An 18633-nucleotide genomic window follows, 5' to 3' on the forward strand; every position below is an offset into this window, starting at 1 on the left:
ATTCGTGATACTGACTTTGCTTCTGAAACAGCGAACCTGACCCAGAACCAGATTATCCAGCAGGCCAGCTCTTCCATCCTGAGCCAGGCTAACCAGGTACCACAGATTGCCCTGTCCCTGCTGGGAGGCTAATAGTCGATTGAAGGTCGCTGATTAAAGACGCGTTTTATTATTTAGCGCCGATTTGTTAGTTATTTATTAAGAAAGTCTCCTTAAAGTCTTTATTTGTATAGCCAGGTTTTTACCTGGCTTTTTTATTGTCTGCTTAGTAAAAACTTAAAAGAAAGAATTAAAGAAAGTTTGTGCAAGGTCGATAACCTAAATATGAAAGATGCATGCATTTGCACCTGATTAAAAAAGTATTTAGGAGAGCTAAAATGTCTATTTACGTTAATACCAATACTTCTTCCTTGAATGCACAGCGTCAGCTGATGAATTCAACCAATTCCCTGTCCACGTCCTATGAGCGCCTGTCTTCCGGTTACCGGATCAACAGCGCCAAGGATGACGCGGCGGGCTTACAGATTTCTAACCGTATGACATCCCAGGTTCAGGGTCTGAACCAGGCGATCTCTAACGCGAATGACGGTATCTCCGTGGCACAGGTTGCTGAAGGCGCGTTGCAGGAAACCACCACTGCGCTGCAGCGTATCCGTACTCTGGCAGTTCAGTCCCAGAACGGCATCAACTCCAGCTCTGACCGTGCAGCACTGCAGAAAGAAGTGACCGCACTGAAAGCGGAAATCAGCCGTATTGCTCAGACTACCCAGTTTGGTGGTACTGATCTGCTGAAAGGCGGCTACTCTGCCAAATTCCTGGTGGGTGCGAACGCAGGCCAGACTATCAGTGTGAATATCTCTCAGGCCGGTGGCTTTGGTGCATCAGGTCTGGGTATCGGTACGCTGTCCATTTCGACCACGGCGCTGGCGTCGGCTTCTCTGGCTCAGCTGGACTCAGCGATTAAAACCATTGATGGCAAGCGTGCTGACCTGGGTGCGATTCAGAACCGTTTTGAATCGACCGTTCGTAACCTGAGCAGCATCGTGGAGAACGTGTCGGAAGCCCGTTCACGTATTCGTGATACTGACTTTGCTTCTGAAACAGCGAACCTGACCCAGAACCAGATTATCCAGCAGGCCAGCTCTTCCATTCTGAGCCAGGCTAACCAGGTACCTCAGATTGCTCTGTCGCTGTTGGGCTAATAGTCAGCAAAAAGAAACCTGCTAACAGATCGGGGAGGCTTAGGTAGGAGTTTCCGATCCGTTAGCAGGCAGTTGCTCGATCTCTCCTAAAGATGAGCATGCGATTGGCCAGGTTAATACTTGGCCTTTTTTGTTTCGCAAGACCTCTAATGCAGTTCGTGTGCCACTTCGAGCGCGTCGTCCTGATTAAACTTTGTGCTATAACGCTCCAGTCATTTCCCCGTCTCACCTCCCACTTCCACACCCTGATTCATCTCGCAGCTGGCAGGTTCTTGCCACCGATAGCGTCATCCGTTGCCACTTTTATGGCAATTCTTTGCCTCTTGTGAAAAAAGTTCTCAAGTTCTTCAGATCGAGGTCGTTAACCCATCTAGGTAGGAAGTTTGTAATGAGACAGTGGCTCTGTCTCGTTGCACATTTGACCGGTTTTTCCGGTCTTTATTGTGGCTACGTAGGAGTGGCCGCGTTTAAATTTGGAGGCTAACCATGTCCTTATACGTAAACACCAACGTGTCATCGTTGAATGCGCAGCGGCAGTTGATGAACTCCACCAACTCCCTGTCAACGTCCTATGAGCGTTTGTCTTCCGGTTACCGTATCAACAGCGCTGCTGATGATGCTGCCGGTCTGCAGATCTCTAACCGTATGACTTCTCAGGTTCAGGGTCTGAACCAGGCGATCTCTAACGCGAATGATGGTATTTCCGTTGCTCAGGTGGCTGAAGGCGCCTTGCAGGAAACCACCACCGCACTTCAGCGTATCCGTACTCTGGCTGTACAGTCTCAGAATGGTATTAACTCCAGCTCTGACCGTGCCGCATTGCAGAAAGAAGTGACTGCGCTGAAGTCTGAAATTAGCCGTATTTCGACCACCACTCAGTTCGGTGGTACCAACCTGCTGGACGGTACTTTCTCTGCTAAGTTCCTGGTCGGTGCCAACGCAGGTCAGACCATTAGCGTTAACATTTCTCAGACCGGCGGTTTCGGTGCTTCTGGCCTGGGTATCGGTTCACTGTCAATCTCTACTGCGGCGCTGGCTTCTGCTGCGCTGGCTAGCATTGACTCTGCAATCAAAACCATCGATGGCAAGCGTGCTGACCTCGGTGCGATTCAGAACCGTTTCGACTCTACCGTTCGTAACCTGAGCAGTATTGTTGAGAACGTCTCTGAAGCCCGTTCACGTATCCGTGATACTGACTTCGCTTCTGAGACTGCTAACCTTACTCAGAACCAGATCATCCAACAGGCCAGTACTTCCATTCTGAGCCAGGCTAACCAGGTACCACAGATCGCTCTGTCGTTGCTCGGTTAATCAGTAAGTAAGATCAAGTAGGGCCAGAGCTTTTAGCTGGCCTTACTATCTGCTCTTACTGACGTAAATAAGAGGTAGTTGGTATGGAAATTGAAACTTCAGGAATTAGCCGGGCGGGCTATGGAAAGATGCCCGAATCCATAGCGGCTGATAACGCAGTCAAAGACCCTGCAAATGCACCCGATCAGTCTAAGGACGATAGCGCTGCAAATGATGTGGTGGGTAACAACAGTGGAGTGTCATTGCAGGATTCTGTGGATGAGATCAACTCCATGATTCAGTCTCAGAATCGTTCCTTGCAGTTCAGTGTCGACGACAGCACAGAAACTCCTGTGATTAGTGTGATGGACTCTGATACGGGTAAGGTCATTCGTGAAATTCCGTCTGAAGAAGTTCGGGCACTGGCCAGTCGTATCAAAGACTTGCAGGACGCTCTGGGTCAGGCCACCGGCGTAATGCTGAACAAAACAGCCTGATTGATCAGGGCTGAGGAGTAATACCATGTCTACAGTAACTTCACTGGGTGTCGGTTCCGGTCTAGACCTTGAGAGTCTTGTTACTCAGTTGGTCTCTGCCAGCTATGACTCCAAGTTTCAGACCATCTCTGACAAACAGGATGCTATTACTGTTCAGCTCTCTGCGGTCAGTCAGGTTAAGTCAGCACTGGAAACCTTTCAGGATTCGCTGGCAAAACTGAAATCTGCCGATTCGCTGTCTGAGCGTCAGACCACCGTAACCAACCCGGACGACATCGAGGCGTTCACTGCCGAGGCGACCAGCTCTGCCTCCGTCGGTAATTACAAGATCGAAGTGCTGGGTCTGGCTAAAGGTTCTGTGGCGACCACTCAGGATGGCACCTTCTCTTCTTCCAGCGATGTAGTCTCCACCACTGATGGTGTGATGACCTTTTCCGCAGGGGATGAGACCTTTGATGTCAACGTCACTGCAGGTATGACGGTCAGTCAGTTGCGTGACGCCATAAACAAAAGTGCGTCCAACTTCGGTGTTAATGCCAACATCATCAACACCGGTGATTCGACCGTTGGTACCAAGCTGGTTTTTACGTCCTCCGTGACGGGAGATCCGCTGACCAATAACCTGACCATCACCAACAACAACTCCGAGTTGGACAAGGTCTCCACGGTGGCCTCGGGTGGTGGTTCAACCATGTCTTTGAAGGATTCCCAGCAGGCGCATATCACCATCGATGGTGTGGATGCCTACAGCGATTCCAACACCATGGAAAACGTTATCGCTAACGTGACCCTGGAGCTGAATGACGTTACCGATACTGACAGCCCCTCAACGCTGAAAGTGGGTACTGACAGTGATGATATCGAACAGTACATCCGTGACTTCGTCGACAGTTACAACTCCATGATGAGCACCCTGAAGGATCAAACTTCTTCAGGGACTTTCAGTTCTTCAGGTACTGCACTGACCGATGGCGGTGCTTTGCAGGGTGACGCGACGCTTCGTGGGTTTATGAACCAGATGGCGAGTCTGGTCTCCAATGTGGTTCAGGGTGCATCGCCACAGCTGAATACTTTGTATGCGCTGGGTATTTCGATGAATTCGGACGGCGAGCTGGAGATCGAGACGTCGAACAGTTACGGTGGTGAATCCGGCGAAGATCGCTTGAGCAGTGCTCTTGAAGATAACTTCGACGATATTGCTGCACTGTTTTCTGGTGATAACGGTATTGCTACCCAGATGGATAGCTTGCTGGAGCAGTATACCCAGCGTGGCGGTTTGCTTGATCAGAAGACGGATACTTACAATGACCAGCTGGATGATCTCAACAAGCAGGAAACTGATCTGAGCGATCGCCAGACCAGTTATGAAAGTACGCTGCGTTCCCGCTATACCGCGCTGGATACGGCGCTGGCTGAAATGAACTCGTCCTCTTCTTATGTTTTAAATCTGCTGGCCAGTCTGTAACGGTCCGGGAGGGCTCTATGTATCAACGTGGTATTGAAGCGTATAAAAAAGTCGGAGTGACGAATACGTTGTCCTCTGACTCTGATCCCCATTTGGTTATCCAGATGCTGTTCCAGGGCGCTCTTGAAAAAATGGCCTATGCTAAAGGCTGTATTGAGCGAAAGGATATCAGAGGCAAGAGTGAGCACATCACCAAGGCTGTTTCTATTATCTATTCCCTTCAGGGTTGTCTGGATATGAGCGTGGGTGAAATTTCCGACAATCTTTATCGGTTGTATGACTTCATTGTGGATCGTCTGACCTCCGCGATGATAAGTAATGACATCAGTAAGATCGATGAAGCGATTCGCGTTTTAATCCCCATTAAAACCGGCTGGGATAAAATCCCGGAGAGCGCCAAGCTCGAAGGCTATGCCTTACGTGCAGAAAAGGGCGCATTGGAGCATCTTTCAAATGTCCGTGATGACTGATCAGCTTGATGACGAAAGTTTGCTGCTGGCGCTTGAGGAAGTGCGTCATCATCTGACCGAGTTGACGCGTACCCAGGAGTTTGATGAGAAGGATCTCCAGGGTTACGTCTCAACTCACCAGCGTTTACTTGAAGCTATGGTGAGTCGGGAATCACTGCAGGGGCAGAAAAAGCAGCAGCTGGAGTTATCTCAGCAGGCATTGCGCGAATGGCAGCCTCAGGTAGAGGCCAGTTTCAAGCAGACCCAGGTTGATCTTAAACGAGCCATGAAAGGCGGTAAGATGCTTAAGGCTTATCGGAAAAGAGGTTGATTTTCATCAGTTTTTAAGACGTAATGCCTGAATCCTTCTAGGTGTCGCTTGTTTGAGGTTAAGTGCTAAAAGTGCTTTGAAATCAACCCTTTAAAATAAGATATTCCTATGCTTCGAAATATCAGCCAGCAGGTTCTCCCTAATGATGCCGAGCAATCGGAGCTTGAGGAGGTACTGGCCGGTCAGCTCTCCGAGCGACGCAACCGAAGCATTCAAGCCATCCTGAACTATCTCCCCCATCTGGCACCTCACATTAATGATGTGGTGCGTGATGATTGCCTCTCTATTTTTTGTACACGCGAAAGTCAGGCAAATCTGGTCGATTTTGCCACCGGTCGTTGCTGGTATACCGCTGATCCCAAATCCGAAGTGGCTGAAGAAATCGCAGCCTTTCAGCAGTGCGCCTATCGCATTGCTCTGAATGAAGAGGAACTGCCCAAGGGGCCTGACTCCATTCAGCAGCGTGGTGTGCCCTTTATCAGTCCCCAGGCCTGGCAGATGCACAGAAACGCCGGGCGCAGCCTGCCAGAACATGTCCCTCTGATGCTGATGTTTGGTATGGGGCTCGGCTATCAGCTTGAGGTACTGAGTCAGCAGCATGATGTCGATTGCTGGTTGATCTACGAACCTCTCGAAGATGTGTTTAATGCCTCTCTCTATGCCTTTGACTGGGATGTGTTCCTGAGTCGATGTGTGGAGCAGGGAAAGCAGGTGTATTTACAGATCGGCAATAATGCCGAAACTCTGGATGCCGATCTGCTGGCACTGAAAGAGGCCCATGGTCTTGAGCATGCCTGGGTCTATCGCCACTACAGCCATCCTCAGATGGATGCGCTTTATCAGTATGTGGTCTCCGCTTATTACCGCTGGGATGACCTGATGGCGGGCCGGATCGAAGTTCATCCCTTTGGCCATTTGTGGGATGAAGTCTCGCCCCGTGCCGTGCCTGTGGAGTATCTGGCAACGGCTGATATTGCTGTGGATGAGCTTCAGCAACGTTGGCAACAGGCCAAAATGCAGTATGCGCAGAACATGGCCGTCTTTTCTGAATACTATCCGCAGATTGCCGAAGGCTTCTTTCAGTATCGCCCACAGGCATGGCATCTCTTTCTGGATGATCAGCTGCAGTGGAACCTTTTTCATGAGGGGCGGGGCGTATCGCTCTACGGCAGAAATCCTGAGGGCGAGTCTGATGCGCATTTTGAGCATTTTCAGAACTTCCCGAACAAAGATGATGTTCTTCTCAATGTAACGGGCGGCAAGCTTGCTCACTACGGTCACTTCCGTTTTGTTCGCGAACTTCGCCAGCTCTTTACTGATAAAGGCGCAAAAACAGAGAAGTTGCCTGAGCGCGTCAACTGTATGGTGCTTTTCGGTATGGCGCTGGGCTATCAGTTGAGGGATCTGCTGGAAGCTACGCAGATTAACCACCTGTATCTCTGCGAGCCGAATCACGACTTTTTCTACGCCTCGCTTTATGTGCTGGATTGGCGCGAGATTCTGGAGCGTGTGGATGAGACCAAATCCTCGCTTTTCCTGAACCTTGGGGATGATGGCTCTAACCTCATGTCTGATCTGCTCAGCCAGTTCTATCGCATCGGCCCTTATAACATTGTTAATACCTATATTTATCCGGTCTATCACCATCCGGTGATGCAGCAGGCGGCTTTCGATCTGCGGCATGAGTTCAAGGTGGTGGTGTCCATGGGCGAGTATGTGGACCATGTCCGCTATGGTCTGTCCCATATGAAAGGCTGCTTTGAGCGTGAACTGGTGCACATGGCACGAGCGGATGTGGCCAAAACGATGGCGGACTATAACGATTACCCGGTGGTCATCGTCGGCAATGGCCCATCGCTGGATCACTGCATTGATTTTCTAAAAGCCAATCGCGACCGCTTTATTCTTATCTCCTGCGGTACCGCGCTAAAGCCTTTGTATGTGAGCGGCATTACTCCGGACTTTCACGCTGAGGTAGAGCAGAACTTCAATACCTACAGCTGGATTTCATCCATCAAGGATCCGGACTGGCTGAAAAAAATCACCATGCTCACTATCAGTGGTGTGCATCCGGATACCGCGAGCCTGTTTGGTGCCACTGCGATGGCATTCAAAAATGGCGAAGCCTCGGCTCACGCCTATCAACAGGCTCCCTTTTTTCCTGAAGATGAGTTTCTGTCAGTCAACCATGCTTATCCCACAGTCTCGAATGCAGCGCTTTCCATGGCGCTCACCATGGGATTCAAAAATCTGTATTTGATGGGAGTCGATCTTGGTTATCGCCAGATTGGTAAACACCACTCGTCACTGTCGGATTACTATGTGAAGGATGCCGCAGGGCAGACCAAGGAAACCTACGATTATGTTCGTGAGCATGGCCTGCAAACCGTTCGGGGTAACTTCGCGGATTTTGTCTTCACCAAACATGAGTTCAGTGTTTCGGCCAAGAGTCTGAGTCGTGCGCTTGCTTCCTTCCCGACGGCGACCTGCCATAACTGCTCGGACGGTGCTGCGATTGACGGTGCGATTCCATTACCTCTTTCAGCACTTGAGCTGCCAGAGCAGGATCAAAAGCCGTCCTATATCGTGCAGAAGCTTATGAGTGATGCCTTTGCTGACCCTGCTGAGTGCGCGCGCCGCGCGGCGCCTTTTGCTGACAAGTTCAGCGAGGAGCAGTTAGCTGAGGATATGGCTTCCATGCTGGAGTGGCTGGATGAGCAGGCGCCTGATAGTCGCGAAGCACTGGACAAGATGATTCATGAGCAGCGCCAGCGTATTGAGATTACCTATCTCAATCAAAACTCGCTGTTCTACTATCTTTATTGGGGAAGCATGTCGTATGTCTCCTCACTGCTTATCAAGATGGCTAACCTTAGCAATGATGAAGAGGCATGCATGGACGTGGTTCGTGAAGGCCTGGAAATCTGGAAGCGCTACTTGCGGGAAAGCTTTGAAGATTACCGTCAGGACCCTGATCGCGTGGAGCGCACTCCGGCGTTCAACCCCAACTGGTGACGAGGAATGTCGATGTTTAATAACAAGTCCGTATTAATCACAGGGGGCACCGGCTCCTTCGGGCATGCCTTTGTCAGACGTCTGCTCGAGCATTACAACCCCAGTAAAGTCGTGGTGTACTCCCGCGATGAGCTGAAACAGTACGAGATGGGGCAGGTCTTCCCGGATAGCCGCATGCGCTTTTTTATCGGTGATGTGCGTGATCTGGACCGCCTGAAAGTCGCGATGAACGGCATCGACTATGTCGTTCACGCTGCCGCCCTGAAGCAGGTGCCAGCGGCGGAATACAACCCGATGGAGTGCATCAAGACCAACATCATTGGTGGTCAGAATGTGGTGGAGGCGGCGATTGCGGCAGGTATCAAGCGCGTGATTGCGCTCTCCACGGATAAGGCCGCCAACCCGATCAACCTCTACGGTGCGACCAAGCTTGCCTCGGATAAGCTTTTTGTGGCCGGAAATAACATGTCCGGTCGTGATGGTCCGCGTTTCTCCGTCGTGCGCTACGGCAACGTTGCGGGCTCACGCGGTTCTGTGGTGCCGCTTTATCAGAAGCTGGTCGCAGAAGGGCGTGAGCGCCTGCCGGTCACGCATCCTGAAATGACACGCTTCTGGATTACCCTTGAGCAGGGCGTCGATTTTGTTATCAAGAACTTTGATCGCATGCACGGCGGTGAAATCTTTATTCCCAAAATTCCTTCCATGCGTGTTGTTGATCTGGTCGAAGCCATGACCGGCAGCCGTGATTATGACGACATCGGTATTCGTCCCGGCGAGAAACTGCACGAAATCATGGTGCCCGGTGAAGTCTCGCACCAGACCCTCGAATTCCATGACCACTATGTGATTACCCCGGCCATCGCCTTTTTTGATCGCGAGCTGGATTACCACACCAACCGTCTGGGCGAGAAGGGCCAGCCTGTTGCAGATGGCTTTGAGTATCACTCCGGTACCAATCCGGACTTTCTGGATATTGATGCGCTTAAGGCTCTGCTGTGATCCCTTATGGTCGCCATCAGCTGACCGAAGAGGACATCAACGCCGTTGTTGATGTTCTGCGCCACCAGCATTTGACCCAGGGCGCGCAAGTGCCTGCCTTTGAGGCGGCGCTGGCAGGTTATACCGGCGCGACACACGTCTGCGCCGTTAACTCTGCCACCTCGGCACTGCATCTGGTATGCCTTGCGCTCGGTATGGGGCCGGGGGATGTGCTCTGGACCAGTCCTCTTTCTTTTGTCGCCTCTTCCAACTGCGCCCTTTATTGCGGTGCTGGTGTCGATTTTGTCGATATTGATCCTGCGACCCTAAGCATCAGTCTGCCGCTTCTCGAAGAGAAACTGGCGCAAGCGCATGCCCGGCAACAACTGCCCAAAGCACTGATTACGGTTCACTTCGCCGGGCTGCCGACAGATATGCAGTTGCTGCATACCCTGTGTCAGCGTTACGGCATTGCGCTGATTGAAGATGCCTCCCATGCGGTAGGGGCCGATTGTCACAGCGCCAAGGTGGGCGAATGTCGCTGGTCGGATGCGGCGATCTTCAGTTTTCATCCGGTGAAAATGATCACCACCGCTGAAGGTGGAGCCGTGCTGACGCCACATGAGTGGCTGGATGCTCGGGTACGTAAACTGCGCACCCATGGCATCGTGAAAGATGCAGCGCGTGTTGCCTCCGGCGAATTGCCTCCGTGGTATTACGAACAGGAAGCGCTGGGTTTCAATTACCGGCTGACGGATATGCAAGCTGCGCTGGGGTTAAGTCAGCTCACGCGTCTGGACAGTATTCTGGCGGAGCGTCGGCGGCTGGCCGCTCGCTATCGGCAGTTACTGGCGGACTTGCCGCTGACCCTGGCGCCGGTCTCTGCAATTGAGGGCACAGAAAGCTCCTGGCATCTCTACGTTATTCAGCTTAATGACGCCGATCGGCGTCTTGGCTTGTATCAGGCCTGTCAGGCGGCAGGCATTGGTGTGCAAATCCACTACATCCCGATTTACTGGCAACCCTATTATCAACAGCTGGGCTTCTCGCAGGGGTATTGTCCACAGGTGGAAGAGTACTATCGCCGGTGCCTGACTTTACCGCTGTACGTCGGGCTGACCGATGCCGAGCAGGACAAGGTGGTGGCGGTGATCCGGGCGTTTTTTGAGCACACCTGAATCTTTCCTTTCGATTAACCACAAGGCGCTGATGTGATGAGTTCCCGAGTGGCTGTGATTCCTGCCCGTGGTGGCAGCAAGCGAATTCCCCGTAAAAATATTCGTCCTTTTGCCGGTCGTCCGCTGATCAGTTATTCCATTCAGGCGGCGCTCGATAGCGGCGTTTGCGACCGCGTACTGGTGTCGACGGATGATGAAGAAATCGCCGAGGTTGCTCGCACCTGCGGTGCCGAGGTGCCCTTTGTCCGGCCTGCTGACCTGTCTGATGATTTCACCGGCACAGGGGCGGTGGTGAACCATGCACTGCGCGAGCTTGAGCACAGCGGCGTTGCTATTGACTACGTCTGCTGCATTTATGCCACTGCGCCGCTGATTCGTGCTGAGCGGGTTCGCGCGGCGTTTGAGGCGTTGGCGCAGGCACCCGAAATGTCCCACGCTTTTTCGGTCGGGCGCTATGGTTATCCGGTGATGCGTTCACTGGTCAGTGAAGGGCAGGGCGTGCGAATGCTGTTCCCCGAACACATGGGCACGCGCAGTCAGGATTTGCCTCCCGTGTTTCATGATGCCGGCCAGTTTTACTGGTCCAGACGTCAGGCCCTTGCTGACAATGTGCTGATGTTCAGCCCGCACTCTATCCCGATTGAGCTGCCCGCGTGGGAAGTTCAGGATATTGATACTCCAGAAGATTGGCGTCGTGCCGAAATACTCTATGAGATCCTTCAGGCAGAGCGCACATCATGACCTTTCAGATTGGCAAACATCATATTGGCCCAGGCCACGAGCCTTTTGTTATCGCCGAGCTATCGGGCAACCATGATCAGTCGCTGGATAAGGCGCTGGCGATGGTCGATGCTGCCGCCAAGGCAGGCGCTCATGCCATCAAGCTGCAAACCTACACCGCCGATACCATGACGCTCGATGTTGACCGCCCCGAGTTTCTGATCGCCGATGCGGATAACCTCTGGAAGGGCAACACCCTGCATCAGCTTTACCACAAGGCACACACGCCGTGGGAATGGCATAAGGCCCTGTTTGACCGTGCGCGCGAGCATGGTGTACTGGCCTTTAGTACGCCCTTTGATGCCAGTGCCGTGGACTTTCTCGAAACCCTCGACGTCCCTTGCTACAAGGTCGCCTCCTTTGAAAACACTGATCTGCCGCTGATTCGCAAGATTGCCAGTACCGGCAAACCCATGATTATGTCGACTGGCATGGCCAGTGCCGGTGAGCTGGAAGAGTCGGTACGTGCCGCGCGGGAAGCAGGGTGCCAGCATCTGGTATTGCTCAAATGCACCAGCGCCTATCCCGCGCCGGTGGAGGAGGCGAATCTCCTGACACTGCCGCACATGTCGGCGCTGTTTAATTGCCCGGTCGGGCTGTCGGATCACACCCTTGGGCTGGCGGCGCCGCTGGTCGCGGTGGCTCACGGAGCCTGCGTGATTGAAAAGCACTTTGTGCTGGATCGCTCTGAAGGCGGTGTGGACTCGGTGTTTTCGCTTGAGCCTGAAGAGTTCGCAACGCTGGTGCGCGAATCGGCCAATGCGGCCAAAGCCCTTGGGCAGGTGCGTTATGGTGGCAGCGAGGCGGATGAAGTCTCAAAGAAATACCGCCGCTCTATCTATATCGCCACCGACCTTGCCGAAGGCGAGGTGCTGAGCGAGGCCCATATCAAGATTATCCGCCCGGGCCTTGGGCTGGCACCCAAATACCGCGACTCGGTGCTCGGGCGAACCCTGCGCCGTGGCGTTGCCAAGGGCGAGCCACTCGACTGGTCAATGCTGGACTGACCCATGCGTGTGCTTTTCCGGGTAGATGCCTCAGGACGGATGGGCGGCGGCCACTGGTTGCGATCCATGGCGCTGGCACAAGCCTGCCTTGCTCTCTCCTCTAACTGCGAGTCTGCGGTTTTCTGGTGTTTTGCCGAAGGCCCGCAAGGCTTGCAGCAACGGCTGGTATCCCTCGGTATTCAGCCCTACGCCTTGGCGGTCGAACCTTCCTCCACGGCAGATGCTGAAGCGACAATCGCGCTGGCGCGCTCTTTAAATGCCGACTGGCTGGTGCTGGATGGCTATCACTTTAGTGCTACCTATCGGCAACAGCTGACGGCGGGCCTTCATCCCGCCTGTCGGGTACTGTGGATTGATGATCTCTTTGCCGCTGAAGAAGCCCATGTCGACTGGGTGCTGAACAGCACGGCTCTCGCGCAAGAAGACGACTACGGTCAGGCGCGCGTACTGGCAGGCCTTGATTACGTGCTGCTGCGTGAGGACTACTGGCAGCCACCGACTCCAGCCGATGATTGCCGCTCTCTGTTTGTGAACTTTGGCGCGACCGATGCTTTTGGCCTGACACTGCCGGTGATTGAGCTACTAGGCAGGGCCGGGATAACGACGCCGGTGGAAGTGGTGACGGGGCCGGGCGTTGAAAATGCGCCTGAGATTGCCGCACGTTGCGAGGCGCTGGGCTTTATTCATCACCATGATTTGCCGAGCCTGACGCCGGTGCTGGCGCGCAGCCAGCTGGCACTCACCGCTGCAGGCTCGACGCTGCATGAACTGGCGTACTGGCAGATTCCGAGCGTGCTGTTAATCGTGGCGGATAATCAGCTTGCCTCCGCACACTGGCATCAGGACAAAGGCTGGTGCCAGAGTTTTGATGCGCGAAGTGAAGGCGCGCTTGTTGAGGCGGTGGCTACCGCGAGCCATCTGCTGGAAAACACCACCAGGCGGCAGCTCATGCAAAAGGCGGCTCACGGCATTATTGATGGACAGGGCGCGCGGCGTGTCGCGGCCCTGATGCAGGAGGCCATTGCGCGATGATGCACAGCGTGTTGGAAGCCTATCGTGTTCGGCTGGTGCCTTTTCTTGGTTTGATTGCCGAGCAGCCTGCTTTTATCGAACACGTCCGGCAGTGGCGAAACCATGAAAGCGTGCGCCAGCACATGTTTACCCAGGAGGTGATCAGTGCTGAGCAGCATCAGCGTTGGGTGGAAAAGCTGAAAACGCGCGAGGATTTAACGCTCTTTGTCGCCTTTTACGGAGATGATCCGCTGGCGGTGGCCAGCGTGAGCAGTATGGATGATCAGCCACTGGCGCTGAGTCAGCATCTGGAAGCGGCGATTTATCGTGTACCACCGATGCCCGCGGCGACAGGTGAGATAAGCCCTCCGGCCAGTCCGATGCTGGCCTTTGCGCCGGCTATGGCACTGAATGACTGGTGCTTCAGCCTCAATGACAAGATTGTGCTCTGGGCGCGTGTGCTGGAGGCCAATACCACGGCGCAGCGCTTCAATGACAGCATGGGGTACGAGGTGGAGCGCTGGGTGGAGGCAACGCCTGAGTTGCCTTATCGTCATGTGGTGCAGCGGCTTGACCGTGATGCTTATACTAAAGCCAATAAAATCAAAGCTTTACTAAGTAGAGTGCGCTGAATTAGCCTGCTCTGATACGTTTTGTCTGCCGTTCAGTGTTGAGCTTGTGCGGCCAAGAGGAAAATCTCCATGAGCGATATTGCCTCCCTGCATGAGGTTTTTGCCAAGGCGCTGAATGTGCCCCTCGATACCATCAGCGATGAGCTGGCTTACAACACCATTCCGGCGTGGGATTCCACGGCGCACATGATTCTGATCGCTGAGCTGGAAGCCACCTACGATGTCATGCTTGATACCGATGACATCATCGATATGAGTTCGGTGGCCAAAGCCCGCGAGATTCTTGCCAAGTACGGAGTGAACGGCTGATGTCTGCTGGCATTGCGTTGGTAACAGGCGCCAGCCGTGGGCTGGGTTTTGCCGTTGTCACGCGATTGCTGGCAGCGAATTACAGCGTCTGGATGCTGGGGCGCGATGAAGACTCCCTGACACAGGCAGGCAAGGCTCAGCGAGAACAGGCAGGTTTGCCTGATGATTCTTTGCGATTGCACATCGCCGTTGCCGATGTCACGGATGAAGCCGCGCTGAAAAGTGTTTTTCAGCGCATACACAAAGCCCACGGTCGGCTGGATGTACTGGTGAACGCGGCGGGCATCATGACCGAGGCGCCCCTTGCCATGACCCGCGCTGCCGATGCGCAAAAGCTCTGGCAGGTGAATGTCGAGGGTACGCGCCTGTGCTGTCAGTACGGCTCACGGCTGATGGCGCGCGGCAAGCAAGGCAGCATTATCAATTTCTCCAGCGCGGTAGCGCAGCAGGGCGCGGCGGGGCAGTCAGCCTATTGCGCGACCAAAGCGGCGATTGAAGGGCTGACGCTGGCGCTGGCCCGAGAGCTGGCGCCGAATGGCATTCGGGTGAATGCCGTCGCTCCCGGTTTTATCGCCACTGATCTTACCCGCCACTATGAAGGCGAGCGCCTGCAACAGGTGATCGAGCGTATTCCCCTGGGTCGTGCCGGTGAGGCCGACGAAGTTGCGGCGATGGTGAGCTTTCTCGCCAGCGACGATGCCCGCTATGTGACGGGGCAGGTGATTGGCGTCGATGGAGGCCTGCGCCTGTGAACAGCTTAAACCGCGACCTGTGCGCTGACTGGTCAGACTATGCCGAACAACAGGCGGTGATCACCCCTGCCGGTGAGGTGCTGACCTATCAGGCGCTGGCAGAGGCGGCGGATAGCTATTTCCCCCAGGCTGCAACAGGTACTAAAGAGCTGGTGGTGCTGGTTGCCGATAACTCGTTGACCGCGCTGATTGCCTATGTGGCGTGCTGGCGCAGTCGCCGCGCGGTGATGCTGCAACCGGCCACTCTGGATGAGGCGTCACTGGCAGCGTTGCTCGAAACCTATCAGCCCGACTGGCTGATTGATCCACGGCACGCGAAGATGCCTGAACGTCTGACCCATTCCGACAGCTCGGGCGCGCAGATTCATTCTGAACTTGCGGTACTGCTGTCCACTTCTGGCAGTACCGGCTCCCCCAAACAGGTGCGCCTGAGCTATGGCAATCTCAATGCTAATGCCCGCGCTATTGCTGAATATCTGGCGCTCGATGCCAGCGAGCGGCCTCTGTGCCACCTGCCGATGTCCTACTCCTATGGCCTGTCGGTCATCAATTCTCATCTTGCTGTAGGGGCGACCTTGCTGCTGACGGCAGATTCGATGATGGCGCGGGAGTTCTGGAATTTCTGCAAGGAAGCCAGGCTTACCAGCCTGCCGGGCGTGCCTTATCACTATGAAATGCTCGAGCGTCTGCGTTTTGAGCGCATGGCCTTGCCTTCACTCAGAACCCTGACTCAGGCCGGTGGACGCCTTGCGCCAGAGAAAATTCTGCACTGGCGCGCATTCTGTGAAGCCAGCACCTGCGACAAGGGTGAGCGGCGTTTTATCCCCATGTACGGGCAAACCGAAGCCAGCGCGCGGATCAGCTATCTGCCATGGGAGCAGTCTGCTGCGTATCCGCAGTGCATTGGCGTGGCGATTCCGGGGGGTAGTTTGAGCCTTGAGGAAAACGGCCAGCCGGTGACAGGCACTGATGAGCCCGGCGAGCTGGTATACCGTGGCCCGAATGTGATGATGGGTTACGCCCAGTCGCGGGATGAACTTGGCAAAGGCGCTGAGCTTGAGGCGCTGCACACCGGTGATATTGCCTGTCGTAATGCGGCGGGGCTGTTTTATATCGTCGGGCGCAAGAAGCGTTTTATTAAGCTCTTTGGTTTGCGGGTCAGTCTGGATGAGGTTGAAAGCCGTCTGCGCCAGCACTGGCCAGAGGCTGCGCTGGCCTGTACCGGTGAAGATCAGCGGCTGGACATCTGGTGGGTAGCGCAGGGCGCTGCAAGCGTTCATAATGCTGCAGCTTTGCCTGAGGCTGAAAGCATGCCTGACGCCGCGGCCTTTGCCTCCGTGCTGAGTTTTCACCCCAGTGTGATTCGCGTTAATGCCGTGGCCAGTCTGCCCTATAACGCCAACGGCAAACTCGACTATCAGGCGCTGCGTGCCGCCAACGAGAAGGCAGCGCCATGACGAACCGTGAACCGCTATCCCTCGATATTCCGGTGTATGACTGGCCTCATGCGCAAAAACAGACGTGGCTGGTCAACCGGCTTAATCAGCTGACGCTGCATCATCGCGCCTACTGCGAACCCTATCAGCGCTTGTTGTCAGTACTGAATACGCCAGAGCTGAGCCATCAGCGAGAAGATTTTTATCCACTGGCGGTACGCCTCTTCAAAGAGAAAGCGCTGAAAAGCATTGCGGATGAGGAGCAGTTTCGTGTGCTGACGTCCTCCGGCACCACCTCGCAGCAGGTTTCGCGGATTATTCTTGATAAGACCACGGCGGGTTATCAGTCCAAGGCGCTGGTGCGCATCATGCAGGAATGGCTGGGGCGTGAACGCCGACCGATGCTGATTATTGATCACCCCGGCGTCATTCAGGACCGCACGCAGTTTTCCGCCCGGGGCGCGGGTATTCAGGGCATGCTGATTTTTGGACGCCAGCCTGTCTATGCGCTGAATGAGGATCTAACCCCCAACTGGGAAGTGATTGATGCCTTTTTTGCGCGCTGGCAGCAGGCGCCTGTGCTGATGTTCGGCTTCACCTTTATGGTCTGGCAGCTGATCGAGAAATTACACAAGGCAGGTAAAGCGCTGCCGGACAACGGCGGCGTGCTGATCCACAGCGGTGGCTGGAAAAAACTGCAGGATCAGGCGGTGGATAACCCCACCTTCAAGACTGCCGCACGCCAGCATCTGGGCGTTGGCAATATCCATAACTTCTACGGCATGGTCGAGCAGGTCGGCTCGGTGTTTGTCGAGTGTGAACACGGCCATCTGCACACGCCGGTCTTTGCCGATGTGATTATCCGCGATGCGCTGACGGGGCAGGCGTTGCCCGCGGGAGCCACCGGCGTGATTGAAGTGCTTTCGGCACTGCCGGAAAGCTACCCCGGTCATGTCTTACTGACGGAAGATCGCGGTCGCTGGCTTGGGGAAGATGATTGCCCTTGCGGTCGTCAGGGTCGCTATTTCGAGGTGGCGGGCCGAGTGCCGCGTGCAGAAGTCCGGGGTTGCAGCGATACCGTGGCAACGCCATCCGCGCCGTCACCTGTAGCGGAGGCGGCTGTATGAACTGGCTATTTCCTTCGCAGGCGGGTGCGGTCACGCCGCAAAGGTCACTGGATAATACGGTCGAAGCGCTGCTGGCGGAACTGTCGTCCCTCTGTATGGCGAGCCCGTCGGCATCGCTCAAGGCACTCGGTTTCTGGCTGCGTCCTGCCCACCTTAAGCAGATGAAAACGCTGGTCGCGGGCCAGCGGCTTCGCCCCCGTGGTCATGTGCTACAAGTGGCGCCGGGCAACGTCGATACGCTTTTTATCTACGTGTCCTTACTGGCACTGTGGATGGGCAATGTAGTGACGGTGCGCTTATCCTCCCGTGAAAGTGAGGATGAGCGCCTGCTGCTGACGATGCTGAATACCCTGAATCAGCACACGCAATGGCAGAGCGCTCTCGCCAGATTGCGCTTACTGCGCTGTGATTATGACGACCCGCAGTGGCTGCGGCAGTTGGCGTGCGCCGATGTGCGGGTGTTCTGGGGCAGTAATCAGACGCTGGCGCAGTTGTCGCAGTTACCCAAAGCTGCGCACTGCACCGAGTTGCTGATGGGGCATAAACATTCCCTCTGCCTGATCCATTCCGCTGAGCTGCTGGCAGATCAGGAGATGCGCTGGGCCGAAGGCTTTATCCGCGATACGCTGGAGTTTGCCCAGCAGGGCTGCGCCTCGCCACGTACCCTGATCTGGCTTGGCAACGACGAGGATAACCGTCAGGCACAGGCGCGCTTCTGGTCGGTGATTGCCGAGAAAAGCGCTAAAGATTCTGCCGCTGCCAGCCGCTACCCCATAGACGAGGCCGGTGCGCTGGAGCGCCTGTTGCAGCTGCAATCCCTGACGATGGACGGGCTGATTAGCGCACCCTGGCAACAAAGCGGCGCTTTTGTGCGGTTGCCCGTGTCGGGGCTGAATCAGGCGCAGGAAGCACGGCATCCTGCTCAGGGCGTGATCTTCGAATGGCAGATTGAGCAGCTGGCGTCACTGGCAACGGAGCTTCGCCCCTGGCATCAGACTCTGACCTTTATTGGCGGTAGCCGTGAGGCGTTGGTGGACTGGGCACTCAGCGAGGCCGTGCCGGGGCTGGACCGCATTGAGCCAGTCGGGCAGGCGCTGGTGTTTGACCCTGTTTGGGATGGCCATTCATTACTGCTGAGTCTGGCCCGGTTGCTGCGATAGCGCTTGCGCTGAAA

19 protein-coding genes are annotated in these 18633 nt (G+C 54.9%); all 19 read left to right on the plus strand.

What is annotated here, in order from left to right:
- A partial coding sequence (locus ACKC9G_RS04540) for a flagellin (RefSeq protein ID WP_411403911.1) occupies window positions 1-132 on the plus strand: 132 nt, incomplete at its 5' end.
- 245 nt (window positions 133-377) lie between these two features.
- A complete protein-coding gene (locus tag ACKC9G_RS04545) occupies window positions 378-1202 on the plus strand; it encodes a flagellin (RefSeq protein WP_411403746.1) in 825 nt (274 codons plus the stop codon).
- Window positions 1203-1688: 486 nt separating this feature from the next.
- Window positions 1689-2513 (plus strand): flagellin domain-containing protein, encoded by an 825-nt coding sequence (locus ACKC9G_RS04550; RefSeq protein WP_411403747.1) that lies wholly within the window; start codon window positions 1689-1691, stop codon window positions 2511-2513.
- Between the two features lie 83 nt (window positions 2514-2596).
- Window positions 2597-2989, plus strand: coding sequence for a flagellar protein FlaG (locus ACKC9G_RS04555; protein WP_411403748.1), 393 nt, complete (start codon window positions 2597-2599; stop codon window positions 2987-2989).
- Window positions 2990-3014: 25 nt separating this feature from the next.
- Window positions 3015-4454 (plus strand): flagellar filament capping protein FliD, encoded by a 1440-nt coding sequence (gene fliD, locus ACKC9G_RS04560; RefSeq protein WP_411403749.1) that lies wholly within the window; start codon window positions 3015-3017, stop codon window positions 4452-4454.
- A gap of 17 nt (window positions 4455-4471) precedes the next feature.
- Complete coding sequence (gene fliS / locus ACKC9G_RS04565; protein WP_411403750.1) at window positions 4472-4924, plus strand: flagellar export chaperone FliS; 453 nt, start codon at window positions 4472-4474, stop codon at window positions 4922-4924.
- Window positions 4908-5234 (plus strand): hypothetical protein, encoded by a 327-nt coding sequence (locus ACKC9G_RS04570; RefSeq protein WP_411403751.1) that lies wholly within the window; start codon window positions 4908-4910, stop codon window positions 5232-5234. Before fliS ends, ACKC9G_RS04570 begins: the two co-directional genes overlap by 17 nt.
- Window positions 5235-5342: 108 nt before the next feature.
- Window positions 5343-8249, plus strand: coding sequence for a 6-hydroxymethylpterin diphosphokinase MptE-like protein (locus ACKC9G_RS04575; RefSeq protein WP_411403752.1), 2907 nt, complete (start codon window positions 5343-5345; stop codon window positions 8247-8249).
- Between the two features lie 12 nt (window positions 8250-8261).
- Window positions 8262-9248 carry a UDP-N-acetylglucosamine 4,6-dehydratase (inverting) gene (pseB, locus tag ACKC9G_RS04580; RefSeq protein ID WP_411403912.1) on the plus strand — a complete coding sequence of 329 codons (987 nt, stop codon included), beginning with the start codon at window positions 8262-8264 and terminating at the stop codon, window positions 9246-9248.
- The gene (gene pseC, locus ACKC9G_RS04585; protein WP_411403753.1) at window positions 9245-10405 is read left to right on the plus strand and encodes a UDP-4-amino-4,6-dideoxy-N-acetyl-beta-L-altrosamine transaminase; all 1161 of its coding nucleotides are present in this window, start codon (window positions 9245-9247) and stop codon (window positions 10403-10405) included. Before pseB ends, pseC begins: the two co-directional genes overlap by 4 nt.
- Window positions 10406-10441: 36 nt before the next feature.
- Complete coding sequence (gene pseF / locus ACKC9G_RS04590) at window positions 10442-11146, plus strand: pseudaminic acid cytidylyltransferase (protein WP_411403754.1); 705 nt, start codon at window positions 10442-10444, stop codon at window positions 11144-11146.
- Window positions 11143-12192: a pseudaminic acid synthase gene (gene pseI, locus ACKC9G_RS04595; protein WP_411403755.1), complete on the plus strand. Its 1050-nt coding sequence runs from the start codon at window positions 11143-11145 to the stop codon at window positions 12190-12192. Before pseF ends, pseI begins: the two co-directional genes overlap by 4 nt.
- Window positions 12193-12195: 3 nt before the next feature.
- Window positions 12196-13224, plus strand: coding sequence for a UDP-2,4-diacetamido-2,4,6-trideoxy-beta-L-altropyranose hydrolase (gene pseG, locus ACKC9G_RS04600; protein ID WP_411403756.1), 1029 nt, complete (start codon window positions 12196-12198; stop codon window positions 13222-13224).
- A complete protein-coding gene (locus ACKC9G_RS04605; RefSeq protein WP_411403757.1) occupies window positions 13221-13835 on the plus strand; it encodes a hypothetical protein in 615 nt (204 codons plus the stop codon). The genes pseG and ACKC9G_RS04605 overlap by 4 nt, the downstream gene beginning before the upstream one ends.
- A gap of 69 nt (window positions 13836-13904) precedes the next feature.
- Window positions 13905-14144, plus strand: a complete 240-nt coding sequence (locus ACKC9G_RS04610) for an acyl carrier protein (protein ID WP_411403758.1) — start codon at window positions 13905-13907, stop codon at window positions 14142-14144.
- Complete coding sequence (locus ACKC9G_RS04615; RefSeq protein WP_411403759.1) at window positions 14144-14896, plus strand: SDR family NAD(P)-dependent oxidoreductase; 753 nt, start codon at window positions 14144-14146, stop codon at window positions 14894-14896. Before ACKC9G_RS04610 ends, ACKC9G_RS04615 begins: the two co-directional genes overlap by 1 nt.
- Window positions 14893-16353, plus strand: coding sequence for an AMP-binding protein (locus tag ACKC9G_RS04620; protein WP_411403760.1), 1461 nt, complete (start codon window positions 14893-14895; stop codon window positions 16351-16353). The genes ACKC9G_RS04615 and ACKC9G_RS04620 overlap by 4 nt, the downstream gene beginning before the upstream one ends.
- A complete protein-coding gene (locus ACKC9G_RS04625) occupies window positions 16350-17459 on the plus strand; it encodes an acyl-protein synthetase (protein WP_411403761.1) in 1110 nt (369 codons plus the stop codon). Before ACKC9G_RS04620 ends, ACKC9G_RS04625 begins: the two co-directional genes overlap by 4 nt.
- Complete coding sequence (locus ACKC9G_RS04630) at window positions 17456-18619, plus strand: acyl-CoA reductase (protein WP_411403762.1); 1164 nt, start codon at window positions 17456-17458, stop codon at window positions 18617-18619. Before ACKC9G_RS04625 ends, ACKC9G_RS04630 begins: the two co-directional genes overlap by 4 nt.
- Window positions 18620-18633: the final 14 nt, after the last annotated feature.

The organism is Pokkaliibacter sp. CJK22405, assembly GCF_046614695.1.
Classification (GTDB): Bacteria; Pseudomonadota; Gammaproteobacteria; order Pseudomonadales; family Balneatricaceae; genus Pokkaliibacter.